Annotated in this window: 23 protein-coding genes and 3 tRNA genes; 20 read left to right on the top strand and 6 right to left on the bottom strand. The window is 50.3% G+C overall.

Annotation, left to right across the window (positions count from 1 at the left end):
• Window positions 1-91 precede the first annotated feature (91 nt).
• The 5 genes from tcyJ (at window position 92) to sdiA (ending at window position 4,378) form a co-directional block, all read left to right on the top strand.
• Window positions 92-892: a cystine ABC transporter substrate-binding protein gene (gene tcyJ, locus ACU8YC_RS04165; protein ID WP_151218904.1), complete on the top strand. Its 801-nt coding sequence runs from the start codon at window positions 92-94 to the stop codon at window positions 890-892.
• A 107-nt stretch (window positions 893-999) separates the two neighbouring features.
• A complete protein-coding gene (dcyD, locus tag ACU8YC_RS04160; RefSeq protein WP_446895025.1) occupies window positions 1,000-1,986 on the top strand; it encodes a D-cysteine desulfhydrase in 987 nt (328 codons plus the stop codon).
• Between the two features lie 21 nt (window positions 1,987-2,007).
• Window positions 2,008-2,676: a cystine ABC transporter permease gene (gene tcyL, locus ACU8YC_RS04155; protein WP_151218902.1), complete on the top strand. Its 669-nt coding sequence runs from the start codon at window positions 2,008-2,010 to the stop codon at window positions 2,674-2,676.
• Complete coding sequence (tcyN, locus tag ACU8YC_RS04150) at window positions 2,673-3,425, top strand: L-cystine ABC transporter ATP-binding protein TcyN (protein ID WP_137397256.1); 753 nt, start codon at window positions 2,673-2,675, stop codon at window positions 3,423-3,425. The genes tcyL and tcyN overlap by 4 nt, the downstream gene beginning before the upstream one ends.
• A 230-nt stretch (window positions 3,426-3,655) precedes the next feature.
• The gene (sdiA, locus tag ACU8YC_RS04145; RefSeq protein WP_151218900.1) at window positions 3,656-4,378 is read left to right on the top strand and encodes a transcriptional regulator SdiA; all 723 of its coding nucleotides are present in this window, start codon (window positions 3,656-3,658) and stop codon (window positions 4,376-4,378) included.
• A 66-nt stretch (window positions 4,379-4,444) separates the two neighbouring features.
• Here the strand turns inward: sdiA and ACU8YC_RS04140 are convergent, their stop codons facing one another.
• The gene (locus ACU8YC_RS04140) at window positions 4,445-4,669 is read right to left on the bottom strand and encodes a DUF2594 family protein (RefSeq protein WP_016153474.1); all 225 of its coding nucleotides are present in this window, start codon (window positions 4,667-4,669) and stop codon (window positions 4,445-4,447) included.
• Between the two features lie 19 nt (window positions 4,670-4,688).
• Window positions 4,689-4,736 carry a hypothetical protein gene (locus ACU8YC_RS04135; RefSeq protein ID WP_418657834.1) on the bottom strand — a complete coding sequence of 16 codons (48 nt, stop codon included), beginning with the start codon at window positions 4,734-4,736 and terminating at the stop codon, window positions 4,689-4,691.
• Window positions 4,737-5,128: 392 nt separating this feature from the next.
• On the opposite strand from ACU8YC_RS04135, the gene uvrY reads away from it, so the two are divergent.
• From uvrY to ACU8YC_RS04075, 12 genes are all read left to right on the top strand, one after another.
• The gene (gene uvrY / locus ACU8YC_RS04130) at window positions 5,129-5,785 is read left to right on the top strand and encodes a UvrY/SirA/GacA family response regulator transcription factor (protein ID WP_151218899.1); all 657 of its coding nucleotides are present in this window, start codon (window positions 5,129-5,131) and stop codon (window positions 5,783-5,785) included.
• Entirely contained in the window at window positions 5,782-7,614 is a 1,833-nt protein-coding gene (uvrC, locus tag ACU8YC_RS04125; RefSeq protein ID WP_210905229.1) for an excinuclease ABC subunit UvrC, read from the top strand. Before uvrY ends, uvrC begins: the two co-directional genes overlap by 4 nt.
• 55 nt (window positions 7,615-7,669) lie before the next feature.
• A complete protein-coding gene (gene pgsA / locus ACU8YC_RS04120; protein WP_446895024.1) occupies window positions 7,670-8,218 on the top strand; it encodes a CDP-diacylglycerol--glycerol-3-phosphate 3-phosphatidyltransferase in 549 nt (182 codons plus the stop codon).
• 151 nt (window positions 8,219-8,369) lie between these two features.
• Window positions 8,370-8,445 (top strand) — tRNA-Gly (locus ACU8YC_RS04115).
• Between the two features lie 51 nt (window positions 8,446-8,496).
• A tRNA-Cys gene (locus ACU8YC_RS04110) sits at window positions 8,497-8,570 on the top strand.
• Window positions 8,571-8,582: 12 nt separating this feature from the next.
• Window positions 8,583-8,669 (top strand) — tRNA-Leu (locus ACU8YC_RS04105).
• A gap of 260 nt (window positions 8,670-8,929) precedes the next feature.
• Complete coding sequence (locus tag ACU8YC_RS04100) at window positions 8,930-9,595, top strand: LolA family protein (RefSeq protein WP_446895023.1); 666 nt, start codon at window positions 8,930-8,932, stop codon at window positions 9,593-9,595.
• Between the two features lie 13 nt (window positions 9,596-9,608).
• A complete protein-coding gene (locus tag ACU8YC_RS04095; RefSeq protein WP_151218881.1) occupies window positions 9,609-10,079 on the top strand; it encodes an SRPBCC family protein in 471 nt (156 codons plus the stop codon).
• Between the two features lie 196 nt (window positions 10,080-10,275).
• Window positions 10,276-11,418 carry a transglutaminase domain-containing protein gene (locus ACU8YC_RS04090; RefSeq protein WP_446895022.1) on the top strand — a complete coding sequence of 381 codons (1,143 nt, stop codon included), beginning with the start codon at window positions 10,276-10,278 and terminating at the stop codon, window positions 11,416-11,418.
• Window positions 11,396-11,752: a mercuric transporter MerT family protein gene (locus ACU8YC_RS04085; RefSeq protein ID WP_151218879.1), complete on the top strand. Its 357-nt coding sequence runs from the start codon at window positions 11,396-11,398 to the stop codon at window positions 11,750-11,752. Before ACU8YC_RS04090 ends, ACU8YC_RS04085 begins: the two co-directional genes overlap by 23 nt.
• Entirely contained in the window at window positions 11,749-12,030 is a 282-nt protein-coding gene (locus ACU8YC_RS04080) for a heavy-metal-associated domain-containing protein (RefSeq protein ID WP_151218878.1), read from the top strand. The genes ACU8YC_RS04085 and ACU8YC_RS04080 overlap by 4 nt, the downstream gene beginning before the upstream one ends.
• 209 nt (window positions 12,031-12,239) lie before the next feature.
• Window positions 12,240-12,905, top strand: coding sequence for a YecA/YgfB family protein (locus ACU8YC_RS04075; RefSeq protein WP_151218877.1), 666 nt, complete (start codon window positions 12,240-12,242; stop codon window positions 12,903-12,905).
• 26 nt (window positions 12,906-12,931) lie between these two features.
• Here ACU8YC_RS04075 and tyrP read toward each other — a convergent pair whose 3' ends face one another.
• Complete coding sequence (gene tyrP, locus ACU8YC_RS04070; protein WP_187258810.1) at window positions 12,932-14,143, bottom strand: tyrosine transporter TyrP; 1,212 nt, start codon at window positions 14,141-14,143, stop codon at window positions 12,932-12,934.
• Between the two features lie 225 nt (window positions 14,144-14,368).
• On the opposite strand from tyrP, the gene ACU8YC_RS04065 reads away from it, so the two are divergent.
• Window positions 14,369-14,608, top strand: coding sequence for a YecH family metal-binding protein (locus ACU8YC_RS04065; RefSeq protein WP_151218875.1), 240 nt, complete (start codon window positions 14,369-14,371; stop codon window positions 14,606-14,608).
• 45 nt (window positions 14,609-14,653) lie between these two features.
• On the opposite strand, the gene ftnA is transcribed toward ACU8YC_RS04065, so the two are convergent.
• Complete coding sequence (ftnA, locus tag ACU8YC_RS04060; protein ID WP_151218874.1) at window positions 14,654-15,151, bottom strand: non-heme ferritin; 498 nt, start codon at window positions 15,149-15,151, stop codon at window positions 14,654-14,656.
• 192 nt (window positions 15,152-15,343) lie between these two features.
• Window positions 15,344-15,679 carry a YecR family lipoprotein gene (gene yecR / locus ACU8YC_RS04055; protein ID WP_151218873.1) on the bottom strand — a complete coding sequence of 112 codons (336 nt, stop codon included), beginning with the start codon at window positions 15,677-15,679 and terminating at the stop codon, window positions 15,344-15,346.
• 268 nt (window positions 15,680-15,947) lie between these two features.
• Between yecR and ACU8YC_RS04050 the strand changes: the two genes are divergently transcribed.
• Window positions 15,948-16,586 (top strand): RpiB/LacA/LacB family sugar-phosphate isomerase, encoded by a 639-nt coding sequence (locus ACU8YC_RS04050; RefSeq protein WP_151218872.1) that lies wholly within the window; start codon window positions 15,948-15,950, stop codon window positions 16,584-16,586.
• A gap of 31 nt (window positions 16,587-16,617) precedes the next feature.
• Here ACU8YC_RS04050 and ACU8YC_RS04045 read toward each other — a convergent pair whose 3' ends face one another.
• Window positions 16,618-17,850, bottom strand: a complete 1,233-nt coding sequence (locus ACU8YC_RS04045) for an MFS transporter (protein WP_446895021.1) — start codon at window positions 17,848-17,850, stop codon at window positions 16,618-16,620.
• A gap of 129 nt (window positions 17,851-17,979) precedes the next feature.
• Between ACU8YC_RS04045 and ACU8YC_RS04040 the strand changes: the two genes are divergently transcribed.
• Window positions 17,980-18,231 (top strand): DUF2766 family protein, encoded by a 252-nt coding sequence (locus ACU8YC_RS04040; RefSeq protein ID WP_016153452.1) that lies wholly within the window; start codon window positions 17,980-17,982, stop codon window positions 18,229-18,231.
• Window positions 18,232-18,241: the final 10 nt, after the last annotated feature.

Raw genomic sequence — 18,241 nt, 5'->3', positions numbered from 1 at the left:
AGGTGTAACAGAGTCGTGTTTGTGGATCACCGCAAACGCTTTACACTCTAGTCATAAATGATAGTCACTAATGACAATATTCGGGGTAACTATGAAATTAGCACTTCTGGGACGTCAGGCTCTGATGGGTGTAATGGCTGTTGCACTTGTCGCCGGAATGAGCGTGAAGACTTATGCAGATGAAGGTCTGTTAAATAAAGTTAAAGAGCGCGGCACGCTGCTGGTGGGCCTGGAAGGGACCTATCCCCCGTTTAGTTTTCAGGGCGATGACGGCAAACTGACCGGTTTCGAAGTGGAATTCGCCGAGGAACTGGCAAAGCACCTTGGCGTGAAAGCCACGCTGAAACCGACCAAATGGGACGGTATGCTGGCTTCTCTTGATTCCAAACGCATTGACGTGGTGATCAACCAGGTGACCATCTCTGACGAACGTAAGAAAAAATACGATTTCTCCACCCCGTATACGGTCTCCGGCATTCAGGCACTGGTGAAGAAAGGCAATGAAGGCGTTATTAAGACCGCCGCCGATCTGAAAGGTAAAAAAGTCGGCGTTGGTCTGGGCACCAACTATGAAGAGTGGCTGCGCCAGAACGTACAGGGCGTGGATATTCGTACCTATGACGATGACCCGACCAAATATCAGGATCTGCGCGTAGGCCGTATTGACGCCATTCTTGTTGATCGTCTGGCCGCGCTTGATCTGGTCAAGAAAACCAAAGATACGCTGGCCGTCACTGGCGAAGCGTTCTCCCGCCAGGAATCCGGCGTGGCGCTGCGTAAAGGCAATGAAGATCTGCTGAAAGCGGTTGATGCAGCCATTGCTGAAATGCAAAAAGACGGTACGCTGAAGGCTCTGTCTGAAAAATGGTTTGGAGCGGATGTGACGAAATAATCGTCACCCGATGAAAAAAGGCGCCTTTAACAGCGCCTTTTTTTATTTCATTGCGCCTGAACGTGCATAATAAAAAGAACATCACAACAACGAATACCGGAGGCTATATGCCACTGCATAACTTAACGCGCTTTCCACGTCTGGAATTTATTGGCGCGCCAACGCCGCTCGAATATCTTCCGCGCTTCTCAGACTATCTCGGGCGCGATATTTTCATTAAACGCGATGACGTCACGCCGATGGCCATGGGCGGCAATAAGCTGCGTAAGCTGGAGTTTCTGGCCGCAGACGCGCTGCGTGAAGGCGCGGATACGCTGATAACCGCAGGTGCGATTCAGTCTAACCACGTTCGCCAGACAGCGGCGGTTGCGGCTAAACTTGGTCTGCACTGCGTGGCGCTGCTGGAAAATCCGATTGGCACCACGGCTGAAAACTATCTTAGCAATGGCAACCGTCTGCTGCTGGACCTGTTTAATACGCAGATCGAAATGTGCGATGCGCTAACCGATCCGAATGCGCAGTTGCAGGAGCTCGCGACGCGGATTGAAGCGCAAGGGTTTCGGCCTTATGTGATCACGGTTGGGGGGTCTAATGCTTTGGGCGCGCTGGGCTACGTGGAAAGCGCGCTGGAAATTGCCCAGCAGTGTGAAGGGGCCGTTTCGCTCTCTTCCGTGGTGGTCGCGTCGGGTAGCGCTGGAACGCATGCCGGACTGGCGGTGGGGCTGGAGCAACTGATGCCAGACGTTGAACTTATCGGTGTGACCGTCTCGCGCAGCGTGGCGGATCAAAAACCCAAAGTTGTTACGCTGCAGCAGGATATTGCCCGTGAACTGGAGCTGACGGCCACTGCGGATATCCTGCTATGGGATGATTATTTTGCGCCGGGCTACGGTACGCCAAACGAAGAGGGCATGGAGGCGGTAAAACTGCTGGCGCGCCTCGAAGGCATCTTGTTGGATCCGGTTTATACCGGCAAGGCAATGGCGGGTCTTATTGACGGCATCAGCCAGAAACGCTTCAAAGATGAAGGGCCAATTCTCTTTATCCATACTGGTGGGGCGCCTGCGCTGTTTGCCTACCATCCTCACGTGTAACGACCAGGTAGAAAAACGCTAATGCAAGAAAGTATCCAACTGGTGATTGATTCTCTGCCGTATCTGCTCAAAGGCGCGGTTTTTACGCTGCAACTGAGTATCGGCGGGATGTTCTTTGGCCTTGTGCTGGGGTTTATTCTGGCACTGATGCGTCTGTCGCCACTGCTGCCTGTGCGCTGGCTGGCGCGCTTTTATATCTCTGTCTTTCGCGGAACACCGTTGATTGCCCAGCTGTTTATGATTTATTACGGTCTGCCGCAGTTTGGTATTGAGCTGGACCCCATCCCGGCAGCAATGATTGGCTTGTCGCTTAATACAGCCGCTTACGCTGCGGAAACGCTGCGTGCGGCAATCTCTTCCATCGATAAGGGGCAGTGGGAGGCGGGGGCCAGTATTGGTATGACGCGCTGGCAAACCATGCGTCGGGCGATCCTGCCGCAGGCTGCGCGGGTTGCACTTCCACCGCTGAGCAACAGCTTTATCAGCCTGGTGAAAGACACCTCTCTGGCCGCGACTATTCAGGTACCGGAACTGTTCCGTCAGGCGCAATTGATTACCTCGCGTACGCTGGAAGTGTTCACGATGTATCTGGCGGCCTCGTTGATTTATTGGGTGATGGCAACGGTGCTTTCTGCACTGCAAAACTATTTTGAAGAGCAACTGAACCGCCAGGAGAGAGAGCCGAAATGAGTGCTATCGAAGTCAGAAACCTGGTCAAAAAATTTCATGGACAAACGGTGCTTCATGGGATCGATCTTGACGTCAAACCCGGTGAAGTGGTGGCAATTATCGGGCCGAGCGGTTCGGGCAAAACCACGCTGCTGAGAAGCATTAATTTGCTGGAGCAACCGGAGGCGGGCACCATTAAAGTCGGTGAGATTACGATCGATACCGCGCGTTCGTTAACTCAGCAAAAAGGCCTGATTCGTCAGTTGCGCCAGCATGTGGGTTTTGTGTTCCAGAACTTTAATTTGTTCCCGCATCGTACGGTACTGGAAAACATTATTGAAGGTCCGGTGATTGTTAAAGGCGAGCCGAAAGCCGAAGCCATAGCGCGTGCGCGCGAACTGCTGGCAAAAGTCGGGCTGGCAGGTAAAGAAACCAGCTATCCACGTCGCTTGTCCGGTGGACAACAGCAGCGTGTGGCTATTGCCCGAGCGCTGGCGATGCGCCCTGAGGTGATTCTTTTTGATGAGCCGACCTCTGCGCTCGACCCTGAACTGGTTGGCGAGGTACTTAATACCATCCGTCAACTGGCGCAGGAAAAGCGAACGATGGTGATTGTGACGCACGAAATGAGCTTTGCGCGTGACGTGGCCGATCGGGCGATATTTATGGATCAAGGACGGATAGTAGAACAAGGGCCAGCGAAATCCTTATTCACGCATCCGCAGCAGCCACGAACCCGTCAGTTTCTTGAAAAGTTTCTGATGCAATAAATAGTGCATGCAGCACTCGTCTAAATTGTTTTTAGCGAGTGCTGTTCGCATAACTATTTATAATTATTGCTTTATTATTAACGTTTAATGCTGTTACTTTCTTCCGCCATTGAGTAATGCTCAAGTAATTGCTCAGTTGTCCGATAATTTACATATATAAAATACATTTATGTGTTAGCTTGTTTCATATGTTTGGATGATTATCAATCTCAGGGGTATTACCACTTAGTATGCAGGGTCATGATTTCTTCACCTGGCGACGGAGCATGCTGTTACGCTTTCAGGAAATGGCGACGGCAGAGGATGTCTATAACGAATTACAACAACAGACGCAGCATTTAGAGTTCGACTTTTACGCGCTCTGTGTTCGTCATCCCGTACCTTTTACCCGGCCTAAAACGTCGCTTCACACGACGTATCCCAAAGCCTGGGTGGCGCATTATCAGTCCGAGAATTATTTTGCGATTGACCCGGTACTGAAACCTGAAAACTTCAGTCAGGGGCATTTACCCTGGAACGATTCCTTATTTCGCGATGCACAGCCCCTGTGGGATGCTGCGCGCAATCACGGTTTACGGAAAGGAATGACGCAATGCTTAATGTTGCCTAATCGGGCGTTGGGTTTTTTATCGGTATCGCGTGCGAGTGTCCGTAATAGTTGTTTTGCCAGCGATGAGGTAGAGCTCAGGATGCAACTACTGGTGCGGGAAAGTTTGTCGGTACTGACGCGGCTGGAAGATGACATGGTCATGGCGCCAGAGATGCGCTTTAGTAAGCGGGAAAAAGAAATATTGAAATGGACGGCGGAGGGGAAAACCTCTTCAGAGATAGCGATAATTCTGTCGATTTCTGAAAATACCGTTAACTTTCACCAGAAAAATATGCAAAAGAAATTTAATGCACCAAACAAAACGCAGATCGCCTGTTATGCCGCTGCAACCGGGCTTATCTGAGTAAATTATCGTTCTGAGTTTCAGACGCAAAACCGGCTGATAGCGATGCTCTCAGCCGGTTTCTTATTACTGGCGGTAAGCCTGTTTAATTTGCTTAACAGTGCTGGAAAATACCGCAGCCTGTGATTGATCTTCAATCAGTGCGATCTGTTTTTCCATTTTAAGAATCACGCGTCCTGCATCGGCTTGACCCATTGCCTGCAGCATCAGCGTTAACATGGCTTTCAGGCAGGTGACTTCATTGGCCAGTTCCTGGTTATTCTCAGCAGTGGAAAAGTCAGGCGTACTCATTTATTTTCCTCGTTATGTTTCAATGAAAAAGTGCGATGTCAAATCTTAAGGCGGCGGAGTATACCATAAGCGAGGCTAAAAATATCAGTGGTTGTTTTTTGTGCAATTGAGAGGTGCGGACATTAAAATAAACAACTTGTTGCAGCGCATATATTTTCTCCACTTGTTGTTTATTTCGAGTATTTTACTCGTTAATTATTGTTACAACTTTGACTGCTTGGTTTGCATTCAGCGAAGGAATATGATCTTTTTGTCACCATTATGAAACAGCTACACAGATATAACCGTGGCAAAAGGTTATCAGTACTGAATGTTTCCACTCTTCGTACAAACTAATTTCCAAAAACGAGAGCAAAATCGAAAGACAGGTGTTTTTTACATTTCAAAGTTGAGATAAAACCCGTTAACATAGGACCGATTAACTATCGGTAGCGTTATCCCTATTCTGGAGATATTCCTTTGATCAACGTTTTTCTTGTTGATGACCACGAACTGGTGCGCGCAGGGATACGACGCATTCTTGAAGATATAAAAGGCATTAAAGTTGTCGGCGAGGCGTGCTGCGGCGAGGATGCGGTAAAATGGTGCCGCTCAAACGCCGTTGACGTTGTGCTGATGGACATGAATATGCCCGGTATTGGTGGCCTTGAGGCAACGCGTAAAATTGCGCGTTCAACGGCTGACATTAAAGTGATCATGCTGACTGTCCATACCGAAAATCCGTTGCCTGCAAAAGTCATGCAGGCAGGAGCCGCGGGCTATCTCAGCAAAGGGGCTGCGCCCCAGGAGGTCGTAAGTGCGATTCGTTCGGTTTTTTCCGGCCAACGTTATATAGCCTCCGACATCGCTCAGCAGATGGCGCTCAGCCAGATTGAGCCTGAGAAAACGGAAACCCCGTTTGCCAGTTTGTCTGAACGTGAGTTGCAGATTATGCTGATGATCACCAAAGGTCAGAAGGTCAATGAGATCTCAGAACAGCTGAATCTTAGTCCTAAGACGGTGAACAGTTATCGTTATCGAATGTTCAGTAAATTAAACATTCACGGCGATGTTGAACTGACTCACCTGGCAATTCGCCATGGCTTGTGTAATGCGGAGACATTAACAAGCCAGTGACCGATCAGTTTGATGCTAAAGCTTTCCTGAAAACCGTGACCAGTCAGCCCGGCGTTTATCGCATGTATGATGCCGCCGGGACGGTCATCTATGTCGGGAAAGCGAAAGACCTGAAAAAAAGGCTTTCCAGCTACTTTCGTAGCAACCTCGCGTCGCGTAAAACCGAAGCGCTGGTCGCGCAAATACAGCAGATTGATGTCACGGTAACGCATACCGAAACCGAAGCGTTACTGCTTGAGCACAACTACATTAAGCTGTATCAGCCGCGCTATAACGTTTTGCTGCGTGACGATAAATCCTATCCTTTTATTTTCCTCAGCGGCGATACCCATCCTCGCCTGGCGATGCATCGTGGCGCAAAGCACGCCAAAGGCGAGTACTTTGGCCCGTTCCCTAACGGCTATGCGGTACGTGAAACGCTGGCGCTGTTGCAGAAAATATTCCCTATTCGTCAGTGCGAAAATAGTGTTTATCGCAACCGCTCGCGTCCATGTCTGCAATATCAGATTGGCCGCTGCCTCGGTCCGTGTGTGGCGGGCCTGGTAAGTGAGGAAGAGTATGCGCAGCAGGTTGATTACGTTCGTCTGTTCCTGTCCGGGAAAGACGATCAGGTATTGACCCAACTGATCGCCCGGATGGAAAAGGCCAGCCAGAGTCTCGAATTTGAAGAGGCTGCGCGCATTCGTGACCAAATTCAGGCCGTACGCCGCGTGACCGAAAAACAGTTTGTTTCTAATACTGGAGACGATCTGGACGTCATCGGCGTGGCGTTTGATGCAGGCATGGCCTGTGTGCACGTTCTGTTTATTCGCCAGGGTAAAGTGTTAGGCAGTCGCAGCTATTTCCCGAAAGTGCCTGGTGGAACAGAGCTCGGCGAGGTCGTAGAAACCTTCGTCGGACAGTTTTATCTGCAGGGGAGTCAGATGCGCACCTTACCCGGTGAGATCCTGCTCGATTTTAAGCTTAGCGATAAAACCTTGTTGGCGGATTCTTTGTCTGAGTTGGCTGGGCGGAAGATTAATGTTCAGACGAAACCACGAGGCGATCGCGCCCGTTATCTGAAGCTGGCGCGAACTAATGCGGCAGTGGCGTTAACCACGAAGCTTTCCCAGCAGTCGACGATTACACAACGTCTGACGGCGCTGGCATCGGTACTGAAGCTTCCGGAAGTAAAACGCATGGAGTGCTTTGATATCAGTCATACGATGGGCGAGCAGACGGTTGCCTCCTGCGTGGTATTTGATGCCAATGGACCGCTGCGTGCGGAGTATCGTCGCTATAACATCACTGGCATTACGCCGGGTGATGATTATGCGGCCATGAATCAGGTTCTGCGTCGGCGTTACGGTAAGGCGATTGAAGAAAGTAAGATTCCGGACGTTATCTTGATCGACGGTGGTAAAGGTCAACTGGGGCAGGCGAAAGCCGTTTTTGCTGAGCTGGACGTTCCCTGGGACAAACAACATCCGCTATTGCTGGGGGTGGCAAAAGGGGCCGATCGTAAAGCCGGTCTGGAAACGCTGTTCTTTGAGCCGGAAGGAGAGGGCTTTAGCCTGCCACCGGATTCGCCTGCGTTGCACGTTATCCAGCATATCCGCGATGAATCTCACGATCATGCGATTAGCGGACACCGTAAAAAACGGGCGAAGGTGAAAAGTACCAGCACGCTGGAAACCATTGAGGGCGTTGGACCAAAACGTCGGCAGATGTTATTGAAATATATGGGCGGTTTGCAAGGTCTTCGTAACGCGAGCATTGAAGAAATTGCAAAAGTGCCGGGTATTTCGCAAGCTCTGGCAGAAAAGATCTTCTACTCGTTGAAACATTAAGCCCTCTGTAGCAACATAGGGGTAATTTCACTGACAACAGATAGTTATCCGTCATATGCAATTTAATATCCCTACGTTGCTCACGCTGTTTCGCGTCATCCTGATCCCATTCTTTGTATTGGCGTTTTATCTGCCATTCACCTGGGCTCCCTTCGTTTGCGCGCTGATCTTCTGTATCGCGGCGGTCACCGACTGGTTTGACGGTTTTCTGGCGCGTCGCTGGAACCAAAGCACGCGTTTTGGCGCCTTCCTCGATCCGGTCGCTGATAAAGTGCTGGTGGCTATCGCGATGGTGCTGGTGACCGAACACTATCACAGCTGGTGGGTGACGCTGCCTGCCGCCACGATGATCGCGCGTGAAATAATTATCTCTGCGCTGCGTGAATGGATGGCTGAACTGGGTAAACGCAGCAGTGTGGCAGTGTCCTGGATCGGAAAAGTGAAAACTACTTCCCAAATGGCCGCGTTGGCATGGCTGCTTTGGCGTCCAAATATCTGGGTTGAGTACGCAGGGATCGCACTTTTCTTCGTTGCCGCGATACTGACTTTGTGGTCAATGTTCCAGTATTTGAGGGCTGCATGGGGAGATTTGCTTGAACAGTGATCGTTTCGACGCAAATTTCAGCAAACGATCGTCAGTGGTGAAAAATATCGTTGACTCATTGCGTCAGGTAAGTAGAATGCAACGCATCGAACGGCAGCACTGATTGCCAGACGATAACAAAATCAAGTGATTAACAAAGTTACTTGGTGATGCGGGAATAGCTCAGTTGGTAGAGCACGACCTTGCCAAGGTCGGGGTCGCGAGTTCGAGTCTCGTTTCCCGCTCCAGATTAAAGACATCGGCAATTGCGGATGTCGGCTGAAAAGCCAGAAGATTTCGGCGCGTTAGCAAAGCGGTTATGTAGCGGATTGCAAATCCGTCTAGTCCGGTTCGACTCCGGAACGCGCCTCCAATTTCTTCCCGAGCCCGGATGGTGGAATCGGTAGACACAAGGGATTTAAAATCCCTCGGCGTTCGCGCTGTGTGGGTTCAAGTCCCACTCCGGGTACCATGGGAAAGAACAGAATAATCAAAGCAATAAGCAGTGTCGTGAAACCACCTACGGGTGGTTTTTTTGTGCCTGTTATTCTGGATAACTTGCGGCAGGTAAATCTGCCTGATGCGTTAACCGACCTCAAAACCCCCATTGTTGCCAATCTTTCTATTTGCGAATCGGCGCGAGTGGGGAATGGCTCGCAATTTAAGAACTATAATAAAAGTATCGACAGGTGATGACGCCTGTTGGCAGAGAGTGCTGATACAGGGGCGGTCATGAGCGTCTCATTTTCTCCGCTAGTCGTGTTCGCGGCATTACTTGTCTTGAGTTGCTCAGCATTTTCGCAGACTGGCAGGATCATCGATCCGATTGCGGTTTCACAACGTTCATTCACTAACATGACTTCTTATCAGGTTATGCTGCGCTCCTCGTCGCCGTTGGGTGAAAGCAAAATCATTCGCTACAGCTATCAAAAACCCGGCTACGTGCGAATGGATTTTACCCAGCCGCATTCAGGTGCAGTGGTTATCTTTAATCCTGTCAGCGGTAAAGTGACATTATGGCCATTCGGTGTGGGTACATTGCCCATTTTCCACCTATCGCCCACCAATTCATTGATCCAGGATGAGCGCGGTCATCGGGTGGATCGCTCTGATATTGGCGTGTTGCTGGGTAATATTCGCCATTTGCAGCGCTCGGGTACAACGACCATCGCTGGTCAGGAGAGCATTGCAGGACGGACGACAACCCGCGTGTCCGTGGTTGGGCCGGGAACCATGGTTGTTGATGGTGTTCACCGCTACGACATCTGGCTGGATAATTATCACGGACTCCCTGCCAAAGTGATCAGCTATGCGCCTGATGGTCAGCGATCAGAAACCGTTCTGCTGGATGCTATGATTATCAACATCCGTTTCCCCGCCAATTTCTTCACGCCTTGAGGGAATCTTGACTATGGCTGACTATCAGTTTTCCACGCTCTGGCGGGTTGAGGCTTCAATTCAGGATGTATGGGATGTTTTTTCTCATCCGGACCAGTGGCCGGAATGGTGGGGAAGTCTGGAACGTATCGTTGAGATAAAGAAAGGGGACATGCAGGGTATTGGTGCGCTGCACCGTTATACCTGGAAAGGCGTGCTCCCTTATCGCTTAACCTTTGATATCAACGTCTTGAATATTCAGCCCTGCACTCTGCTTGAAGGACAAGCCAGCGGCGCGGTGGAAGGGCGAGGCGTGTGGTCTTTTTCCGCCAATGGCGCAGAGACTTTCGTCAGATATGACTGGAACGTCCGCACCACGATCCGCTGGATGAATTATCTTGCACTGCTGGCAGCCCCCGCTTTTCGGTGGAATCACGATACGGTCATGCGCGAGGGAGCAAGAGGGTTAGCCCGCAAACTGGCAACGAATGTGTATGTATACTGAACTCGTCCTCGTTACTGTACTTTTTTGCCTGTAAATGGCTTAATAGCGGCCACGTAGTTTTTCATTTCATTCACAGTTAACAGGTCTGTTATTGATGAATAGCCTCCATCGACTCACCTTTATTATCAGCGTCTGTCTGCTGTGATGATCGTATACGGTTTCCGTAGCACAACTCTTACAACATGGACAGACACTAATGCAACGTCGACAATTTCTCAAAAATAGCGTTCTCCTTTCCGCCGCCGGTTTAGTCGGCCCAGCGGTTTTAAGCCAGACGGTAAGCGCCGCAGAGCCTTCAGGCGCGCCAGTGACGCGTCGACGCTTTGTCTTATCACAAACGTATAAACTCACCCCTCCAAAGGGATCGAGCGGCGTGGTGAAACTGTGGATCCCGCTACCGGTGGATACCGCGTTTCAGCAAATTACAGCGCTTGCCTTTAGTGGGAACTATAAGCAGGCGTACGTCACCACCAATAATACCTATGGTGCGAAAACGCTGTTTGCCACCTGGCCTGATTCGCAGGGCGAATTGTTGATTGACGTTAATATTGATATTGAAACCGCCGACTGGGAACCGCTGAAGCACGACGCGCTGAAAACCTGGCAAGCGCCCGAGCAGATTATTTATCCGCTGGATGTAAAACCGTACCTGTTGCCAACGGCACACACCCCTGTTGATGGGCTGGTTCTGGAAACCGCGCGTAAAATCACCGGTAATGAGACGGACCCGCTGAAAAAAGCACGTCTGATTTACGAATGGGTCAGCAGTCATATGGAACGCGATAACGACGTTATTGGCTGTGGCACGGGTGATGTGGCCGAGATCTTGAAAAGCGGTATGCTCAAAGGCAAATGTACCGACATGAGCTCCGTTTTTGTGGCTCTCGCGCGCGCCAGCGGCATTCCGGCGCGTGAACTGTTTGGCATCCGTCTGGGCAAAGCCAATAAGCTTGAACGTTATTCGAAAAGCGCTTTTGGCAAAGCCGACAGCGCGGGAGTCGCCGACGTGAGCGGTGGACAACACTGCCGCGCCGAATTCTATCTGGCAGGTTACGGCTGGTTACCTTGCGATCCCGCTGATGTGACCAAAATGCGTCTGGCAGAGAAAAAATCGCATCAGGACGCCGATGTCCAGGCCGTGAATACCTACCTGTTTGGCAACTGGGAAATGAACTGGGTTGGATTCAACTACGGGCGTGATTTCGAGCTGTATCCGGCAACGGAGCAGGGCGCGATGAACAACTTTGGTTATCCTTATACTGAAGTCGATGGCGACCCGATTAATTTCTATGATCCTAAAGCGTTCTCCTACAGCTATGTCGCTACAGAACAACGCTAAAGGGGCGGGTCTCACTATATTGACAGCCGCTGCGGCGGCAGTCACCGCGGGTTTATGCTGCGTTGGGCCGCTGTTATACCTGCTGTTTGGTATTTCGGCGGCGAGCTTTGCCATCTTTACCCGGTTTGAGTTTTTGCGTACGCCTCTGGTGCTGCTATCCCTGGGATTATTACTGCATGTCTTCTGGCGGCTCTATTTTTCCAAACGGCTGTGGTGCTCCGGGTGGTTAACGCTGAAGCAAGCGCGCATTTTTTACTGGTGCGCGCTGGCGTTGATTTTACCTGTCCTATTTTACCCAACGCTTGTAGCCTGGTTTTATGAGGTAGTTGAATGAAGATCTTCACGTTAGTTGCATGCTTGCTGTTACCGCTGTGGGCTCAGGCGGCCAACCAAAAAGTGGTGCTGGATATACAAAACATGACCTGCTCGTTGTGCGTTATTTCGGTCAATCAGGCGCTACGTGACACTGACGGCGTGATTAAAGCAAAATCCTCCCTCAAGACCCGGCAGGCAGAAGCGATCGTGCCTGAAGGTTTTTCAACCGATATTCTACTTAACGCAGTAGCGAAAACGGGTTATACCGCAACGCTCAACCGTATTGAGCAACAGTAAACCACCTGCGGGTGGTTTTATTGTGTTTTCCCGGTATGATGCCCGGCGGCTTCGTGTTCTCTTTTGTGCGTTAACTTCCGGAATTCTCCACTTTTCCTGTTAACCTGAACAAGCGGCAGCTGTAAGCCGCATATGCCCATTTGTATCTGTTATCCCTCCAGCCATGTAGGATGATCACAGGCAAGATTTTTTGACTAAGGAAAAGCGTTATGAAAACGGGACCATTAAACGAGAGCGAACTGGAATGGCTGGATGATGTACTGACAAAGTACAACACGGACAAGGCTATTCTGGATGTATCCGAACTGGATGGTTTACTGACGGCGGTGCTGAGTTCACCGTATGAAATTGAACCGGAGCAGTGGCTGGTCGCTATTTGGGGCGGCGCGCAGTATGTTCCTCGCTGGTCCTCCGAAAAAGAAATGACGCGTTTCATGAACCTGGCGTTTCAACATATGGCGGATACGGCCGATCGTCTGGATGAATATCCTGATCAGTTTGAGCCGCTGTTTGGTTTGCGTGAAATTGACGAGCATGAACTGACCATCGTTGAAGAGTGGTGCTTCGGTTATATGCGCGGCGTTGCGTTGTCGGACTGGTCTACGTTACCAGACACGTTAAAACCAGCGCTCGAGGCTATCGCGTTGCATGGCACGGAAGAGAACTTTGCGGTGGTTGAGAAACTGACGCCAGAAGCGTTTGAAGAGAGCGTGGATGCCATTCGACTGGCAGCGCTGGATCTGCATGCCTGGTGGATGGCGCATCCCCAGGAAACGCCGGTCAAGGTACCGGTAAAAGTGGATGCCAAAGTAGGGCGTAATGACCCATGCCCGTGCGGCAGCGGCAAGAAATATAAGCAGTGCTGTTTGCATTAATAAAAGGGGCGAAAGCCCCTTTTGTTTTAACCCACTTCTGGTAGTAATCCTGCTGCAATAGAGAACTGTACTGCGATCACCACAATGCCGCACAAGAATACCAGCGCCAGCACCGGAGCACCGCCCGCCACGCGGTAGGTAGCCTGCGGATTCTGTTTTCTGCTCTGCCATGCCAGCATCGAGGGGATCAGCAGCGCCAGCACTGCCAGGGCAACGCCCGCATAACCTAGCGCCATAACGAAGCCACGTGGATAGAATAGCGCGAATGCCAGCGGCGGCACGAAGGTCACCACGCCAGTTTGCATTCTTCCCGCTACGGTATTACGGCGCTGGAAGAGGTCGGCCAGGTAGTCAAATAATCCCAGCGCGACGCCGAGGAAAGAGGTCGCCAGCGCAAGATCGGCAAACAGATGCACCGCCAGTTCGACGTGTGGCGACGCTACGACTTCACGCAATGCCTGCAATAAACCGTTTAAGCCAGCGTGGTTGGCTAACAGCCCCATGAACGTGGACGAGTTAATACTGCCGAGCGTAGCCAGTTGCCAGAAAATATAGGCGATCAGCGGAATGGCGCTACCGGTGATAAACACCCAACGCAGTTTACGGATGTTACCGTTCATATAGCTGACGATACTGGGGACGCTGCCGTGAAAACCGAACGAAGTAAAGATAACCGGAATGGCGGACAGCGCCAGCCCCTGCTGTAGCGGCAGCGTAAGCAGGTTTACTTTATGGATATGCGGCATTAACAGGGCCAGCATCGCCACCAGGAAGATTATCTTGGCGCTGAACAACAAACGGTTGAACAGATCGACCAGCGAAGTCCCCACGCAAACTACACCACCGGCAACAAAGGTGAACAGCAGCACGCCTGTGGTCGGAGAAAGAGTGGTTCCGGTCCAGTCGCTGATACTGGAAGCCAGCAGTTCACCCGCGCCACTGATATACGCCGCCGTCAGGGCGTACATTAAGAACATCATGCTAAAGCCCGTTACCCATTGTCCGTAACGACCAAGATAACGTTTTGCCAGCGTACCCAGCCCGGTGTCGGCCGGTACATGTTGATACACTTCAAGCAGCAACAGCGCGGTGTAGCACATTAACGCCCAAAGACTCACTAACAATACCAGCGTGACGCTAAATCCCACGCCTGCTGCAGCCAACGGCATTGCCAACATACCGGCGCCGATCGTGGTTCCCGCCACGATAAAAATACTACCCAGGGTTCTGTTTTTCACGCTTTCCTCTGTCCCAGAGATAATCAATGGTTATATCTGCGGCGCAGGTTAAGGCAAAACGCTATTTTCGTCAAATCACCGTTACAATGATTGTAAACTTAAGTTTACGATATTTTATGCTTTAAGATGTGTACCAAATGACATTTATCTGCGAATAAACCTGCGTTAGCGCAATGCAACGCCATGCAGTTCACATTAGGCTACGGCTTTTATTGAGGAGGTAGTATGGAATCTATTCACGGTCACGAAGTGCTCAACATGATGATTGAATCTGGCGAGCAGTATTCAAATGCCAGCCTTGAAGCGGCGATCACGGCACGGTTTGGCGATCAGGCGCGTTTTCACACTTGCTCTGCGACGGATATGACAGCAGCTGAACTGGTGGCTTTTTTAGCAGCGAAGGGAAAATTTATTGCAAAAGAAGACGGCTTCTCTACGCACGAAAGCAAGATCTGCCGCCACTGATATTAATAGGTAATGATGGCGTGTTGCCCTTATTACCTCACAACATTAATTCTGTGTATCAAGCGTAGCCAGTTCTTTATCGATGAAATAAAGACCTTCACCACTTTTCCCTGCCAGCGATAACTTATCGATGACAGATTTAAATAATTTCTCTTCCTCATGCTGCTCGGCAACATACCATTGCAGGAAATTAAATGTTGGATAATCCTGGTGAGTCATTGCCGCGTGTGCCAGCTCATTAATTTTCTGAGTGATTAACTGCTCGTGTTCGTAAGTCGCACGGAACAGTTCGTCTAAAGACGCATATTCAGCAAAAGGGGAAGAGACCGTGTTAATACGCGGCAAACTGCCGGTGTCGGTGAGGTAATCAAACAGACGCTGCATATGCGTCATCTCTTCCTGGGCGTGACGGCGCAAAAACGCGGCGGCACCTTCAAAGCTGTGATAGCTGCACCACGCGCTCATCTGTTGGTAGAGCAGCGATGAATACAATTCAAGGTTCATCTGCTCATTCAGTTGGTCGATCATTTCTGTTTTTAGCATGGTTCTGCTCCACAAACGTTAATATATTGACGTGGCGTCACTATAATTTGTTATTTAATTATTTGCAAAAGGTAAAATAGTATAATTATTTATCAAAAATACGAATGGGAATAAAACGCATTAACGCTATTAAACTCAGGACACAAATAATGAAAAGGCAGAAGACCAGCAAGAATATGCTGGTCGGAAATATTAATAATTGAAGGAAGGTGATTGGCGGATTGCGACACCGTGACACTGCCAGGCGAGCGTAATTTTGGTATTTAAGCACAGAGAACCGGCATATACGCTACAGGTTGAAACCGGTTGACCAAACGCCATTGCGTTGGCATAACCCAGGCGCTGACACTCTTTGGTCGCGGTTCCTTGGGTAACGTAGTCATCAGTACGGGCCGTTTGCAGTATGGCCTGGTTGTAGGTCAGGCGAACCACGCCGGTGATGGCGCTGGCTTCACTGACCTGCGCCTGTTTAGTAATAGTGCATCCTGTCAGCACGAGCGGCAAAAGGGCAAGGATAAAGGTCTTCATGTGATCGCTCTGAAAGTACGGAGATACGACATCATGGCATACGTGCTGCCTCAGCAATGGCTTGAATAGCCTGAAGATCACCTGCGATTAATCGCAACGACGTCATTTTATTGAGGCCATTCTGATCTGCCGAGGGAAAAATGTGAGCACTTCATTATTTTATAAAACTAAATTTCATTAAATTTGAAAGTGAGTTTGCAAAATAGTAATGTGGCCTGAATGTTATGACTTTCAGCGGACCACCGCAGCGCATTCAGGAGATTAAAGAATGAAAATTGCATTGATGATGGAAAACAGCCAGGCAAGCAAAAATGCCATCATTCATAACGAGCTTAAGGCCGTCGCGGATGAGAAAGGTTTTCCCGTGTATAACGTCGGGATGAACGACGAAAATGACCATCATCTGACCTACATCCATTTAGGTATCATGGCCAGCATCCTGCTTAATTCTAAAGCGGTGGATTTTGTTGTCACGGGGTGCGGTACGGGCCAGGGGGCAATGATGTCTTTGAATATACATCCGGGCGTGGTATGTGGTTACTGCCTCGATCCGGCAGACGCATTCTTGTTCTCTCAGATCAACAACGGCAATGCGCTATCTCTGGCATTCGCCAAGGGTTTTGGCTGGGGTGCTGAGTTGAATGTGCGCTATATGTTTGAGAAAGCGTTCACTGGTCGTAACGGCGAAGGTTACCCACCTGAGCGTAAAGAGCCCCAGGTGCGTAACGCTGGTATACTGAATCAAGTGAAAGCGGCGGTGGTAAAAGAAAACTATTTGGACACGTTGCGCGCTATCGATCCTGAGCTGGTGAAAACCGCCGTGTCTGGCCCGCGCTTCCAGCAGTGCTTCTTTGAGAACTGCCAGGACAAAGCGATTGAATCATTTGTCCGTGAGATAATTGGCTAAATTCTGTTGGCCCGGGGGGGCACCTGCCGGGCTATCTGTTCTTGTTTGATACTGCGCTTCCAGCATCCGGGGCGAGTCGCAGCGTATCCACCATACCGACAAGACAAATAATGGCAATCATGACAAAGGCCAACCGGAAACTGCTCCCTGGAATATTGCCTAATGCCAGCCATTCACTGATTTCATCGCCGATGCGGATCCCAATAGCGGCTAATGAAATACCTAAACCTACCGCTAATTGTGTTGCCGTACTGAACAGCGTATTGGCGTAGCTCATTTGTGAAGCGGGGACGTCCGCAAAAGCGAGCGTGCTGACGCCGGTAAACTGAATAGAGCGGAACACGCCGCCCAGATACAACACCAGTAAAATAACCCAGGTGGGGGTCTGTGGCGTGAACAATGCGCAGGCCAGCAACGCCAGGACGTTCAGTGCGCCGTTGATCAGCAATAGTTTCTTAAAGCCCAGCCGGCGTAACAACGGCGTGGTAGCAGGTTTAATCGTCAGATTGCCCACAAATACCGCCAGTACCAGCGAACCCGCGTGAAAAGCGTTCATGCCGAAACCGACCTGGAACATTAACGGCAGCAAAAATGGTACTGCGCTGATTGAAGCACGAAACAGCGACCCACCGTACATGGTGATGCGAAAAGTAGGAACGCTCATGGCATCCAGACGAATCATCGGCCGGGCGGTGCGACGAAAATGATGCAGAGCAAACAGGAAGGTCATTACCCCTAGCGCCAGAAGCCCTGCGGTCAGCCAGCCCTGCGGCTGCTGAGCTCCCAATAACTCCATGGCATACACCAGGCTAACCATCGCAACAGAGGTCGCGATAAACCCCGCGATATCGAATGGGCGGCGCTCGTCGTCATGAATATCCGGGATAAAACGTAGCGCCAGCACAATCGCCAGTATTCCCAGCGGAACATTAATAAAGAAAATCCAGCGCCAGTTGGCGTAGCTGATGATGAATCCTCCCAAAGGAGGACCAATAATAGGCGCGACTAATGCGGGCCACGTCAGGGTCGCAATAGCAGTGATCAATTGATGTTTAGGTGTGGTACGCAGTACCGCGAGAGTGATCAGGTAGGTGCTAATGCCAATGTTCAGATCTACCGCCTGCACGCCAAAACTAATGGCCATGTCAGGCAGGGCGGTGGCAATTACCGTACCGTCGATAAACTCCATAAAGAAAGCTCCGGCAACAAGTAATGCTGCCGGGGAAAGACCGCGTTTGTTCTCAACCGCTAGCTTTTCACTCATGCTGTGCTTGCCATCTCAAAAGAAACTGACTGGAACTATTTTTAGTTTCAGCGTATTCGTAATGCGTGTGCGGCTATCGTTTCGAGCGCTGAATGGGTACTATGACGACCTTTCTATAAGGAGCTCACTATGTCCCAAACACTGAATGCCGATCAGGAACTGCTCTCGGACGTTGTTGCCTGTCAGCTGGTTATCAAGCAAATTCTGGATGTTCTTGATGTTATTGCCCCGGTAGAAGTTCGGGAGAAAATGTCCAGCCAGCTGAAAAACATCGATTTTTCCAGCCATCCTGCAGGTGCCGATCCGGTCACAATGCGTGCAATACAAAAAGCGGTTGCCTTGATCGAGTTGAAATTCACGCCGCAGAATGAATCTCACTAAAATAAACCGT

The organism is Citrobacter sp. VF227 (assembly GCF_052950715.1).
This window is presented reverse-complemented; position numbering and strand designations above follow the sequence as displayed.

What these genes read in the sequence shown, in the direction of transcription:
- ACU8YC_RS04075 (WP_151218877.1), top strand. Translation starts at nt 12,240, where the DNA reads ATGAAAACGGGACCATTAAACGAGAGCGAACTGGAATGGCTGGATGAT.
- ACU8YC_RS04045 (WP_446895021.1), bottom strand. Translation starts at nt 17,850, where the DNA reads ATGAGTGAAAAGCTAGCGGTTGAGAACAAACGCGGTCTTTCCCCGGCA.
- tcyJ (WP_151218904.1), top strand. Translation starts at nt 92, where the DNA reads ATGAAATTAGCACTTCTGGGACGTCAGGCTCTGATGGGTGTAATGGCT.
- pgsA (WP_446895024.1), top strand. Translation starts at nt 7,670, where the DNA reads ATGCAATTTAATATCCCTACGTTGCTCACGCTGTTTCGCGTCATCCTG.
- ACU8YC_RS04085 (WP_151218879.1), top strand. Translation starts at nt 11,396, where the DNA reads ATGTCGCTACAGAACAACGCTAAAGGGGCGGGTCTCACTATATTGACA.
- sdiA (WP_151218900.1), top strand. Translation starts at nt 3,656, where the DNA reads ATGCAGGGTCATGATTTCTTCACCTGGCGACGGAGCATGCTGTTACGC.
- dcyD (WP_446895025.1), top strand. Translation starts at nt 1,000, where the DNA reads ATGCCACTGCATAACTTAACGCGCTTTCCACGTCTGGAATTTATTGGC.
- ACU8YC_RS04050 (WP_151218872.1), top strand. Translation starts at nt 15,948, where the DNA reads ATGAAAATTGCATTGATGATGGAAAACAGCCAGGCAAGCAAAAATGCC.
- ACU8YC_RS04095 (WP_151218881.1), top strand. Translation starts at nt 9,609, where the DNA reads ATGGCTGACTATCAGTTTTCCACGCTCTGGCGGGTTGAGGCTTCAATT.
- ACU8YC_RS04040 (WP_016153452.1), top strand. Translation starts at nt 17,980, where the DNA reads ATGTCCCAAACACTGAATGCCGATCAGGAACTGCTCTCGGACGTTGTT.
- ACU8YC_RS04090 (WP_446895022.1), top strand. Translation starts at nt 10,276, where the DNA reads ATGCAACGTCGACAATTTCTCAAAAATAGCGTTCTCCTTTCCGCCGCC.
- tcyN (WP_137397256.1), top strand. Translation starts at nt 2,673, where the DNA reads ATGAGTGCTATCGAAGTCAGAAACCTGGTCAAAAAATTTCATGGACAA.
- ftnA (WP_151218874.1), bottom strand. Translation starts at nt 15,151, where the DNA reads ATGCTAAAAACAGAAATGATCGACCAACTGAATGAGCAGATGAACCTT.
- ACU8YC_RS04100 (WP_446895023.1), top strand. Translation starts at nt 8,930, where the DNA reads ATGAGCGTCTCATTTTCTCCGCTAGTCGTGTTCGCGGCATTACTTGTC.
- yecR (WP_151218873.1), bottom strand. Translation starts at nt 15,679, where the DNA reads ATGAAGACCTTTATCCTTGCCCTTTTGCCGCTCGTGCTGACAGGATGC.
- ACU8YC_RS04065 (WP_151218875.1), top strand. Translation starts at nt 14,369, where the DNA reads ATGGAATCTATTCACGGTCACGAAGTGCTCAACATGATGATTGAATCT.
- tcyL (WP_151218902.1), top strand. Translation starts at nt 2,008, where the DNA reads ATGCAAGAAAGTATCCAACTGGTGATTGATTCTCTGCCGTATCTGCTC.
- ACU8YC_RS04080 (WP_151218878.1), top strand. Translation starts at nt 11,749, where the DNA reads ATGAAGATCTTCACGTTAGTTGCATGCTTGCTGTTACCGCTGTGGGCT.
- ACU8YC_RS04140 (WP_016153474.1), bottom strand. Translation starts at nt 4,669, where the DNA reads ATGAGTACGCCTGACTTTTCCACTGCTGAGAATAACCAGGAACTGGCC.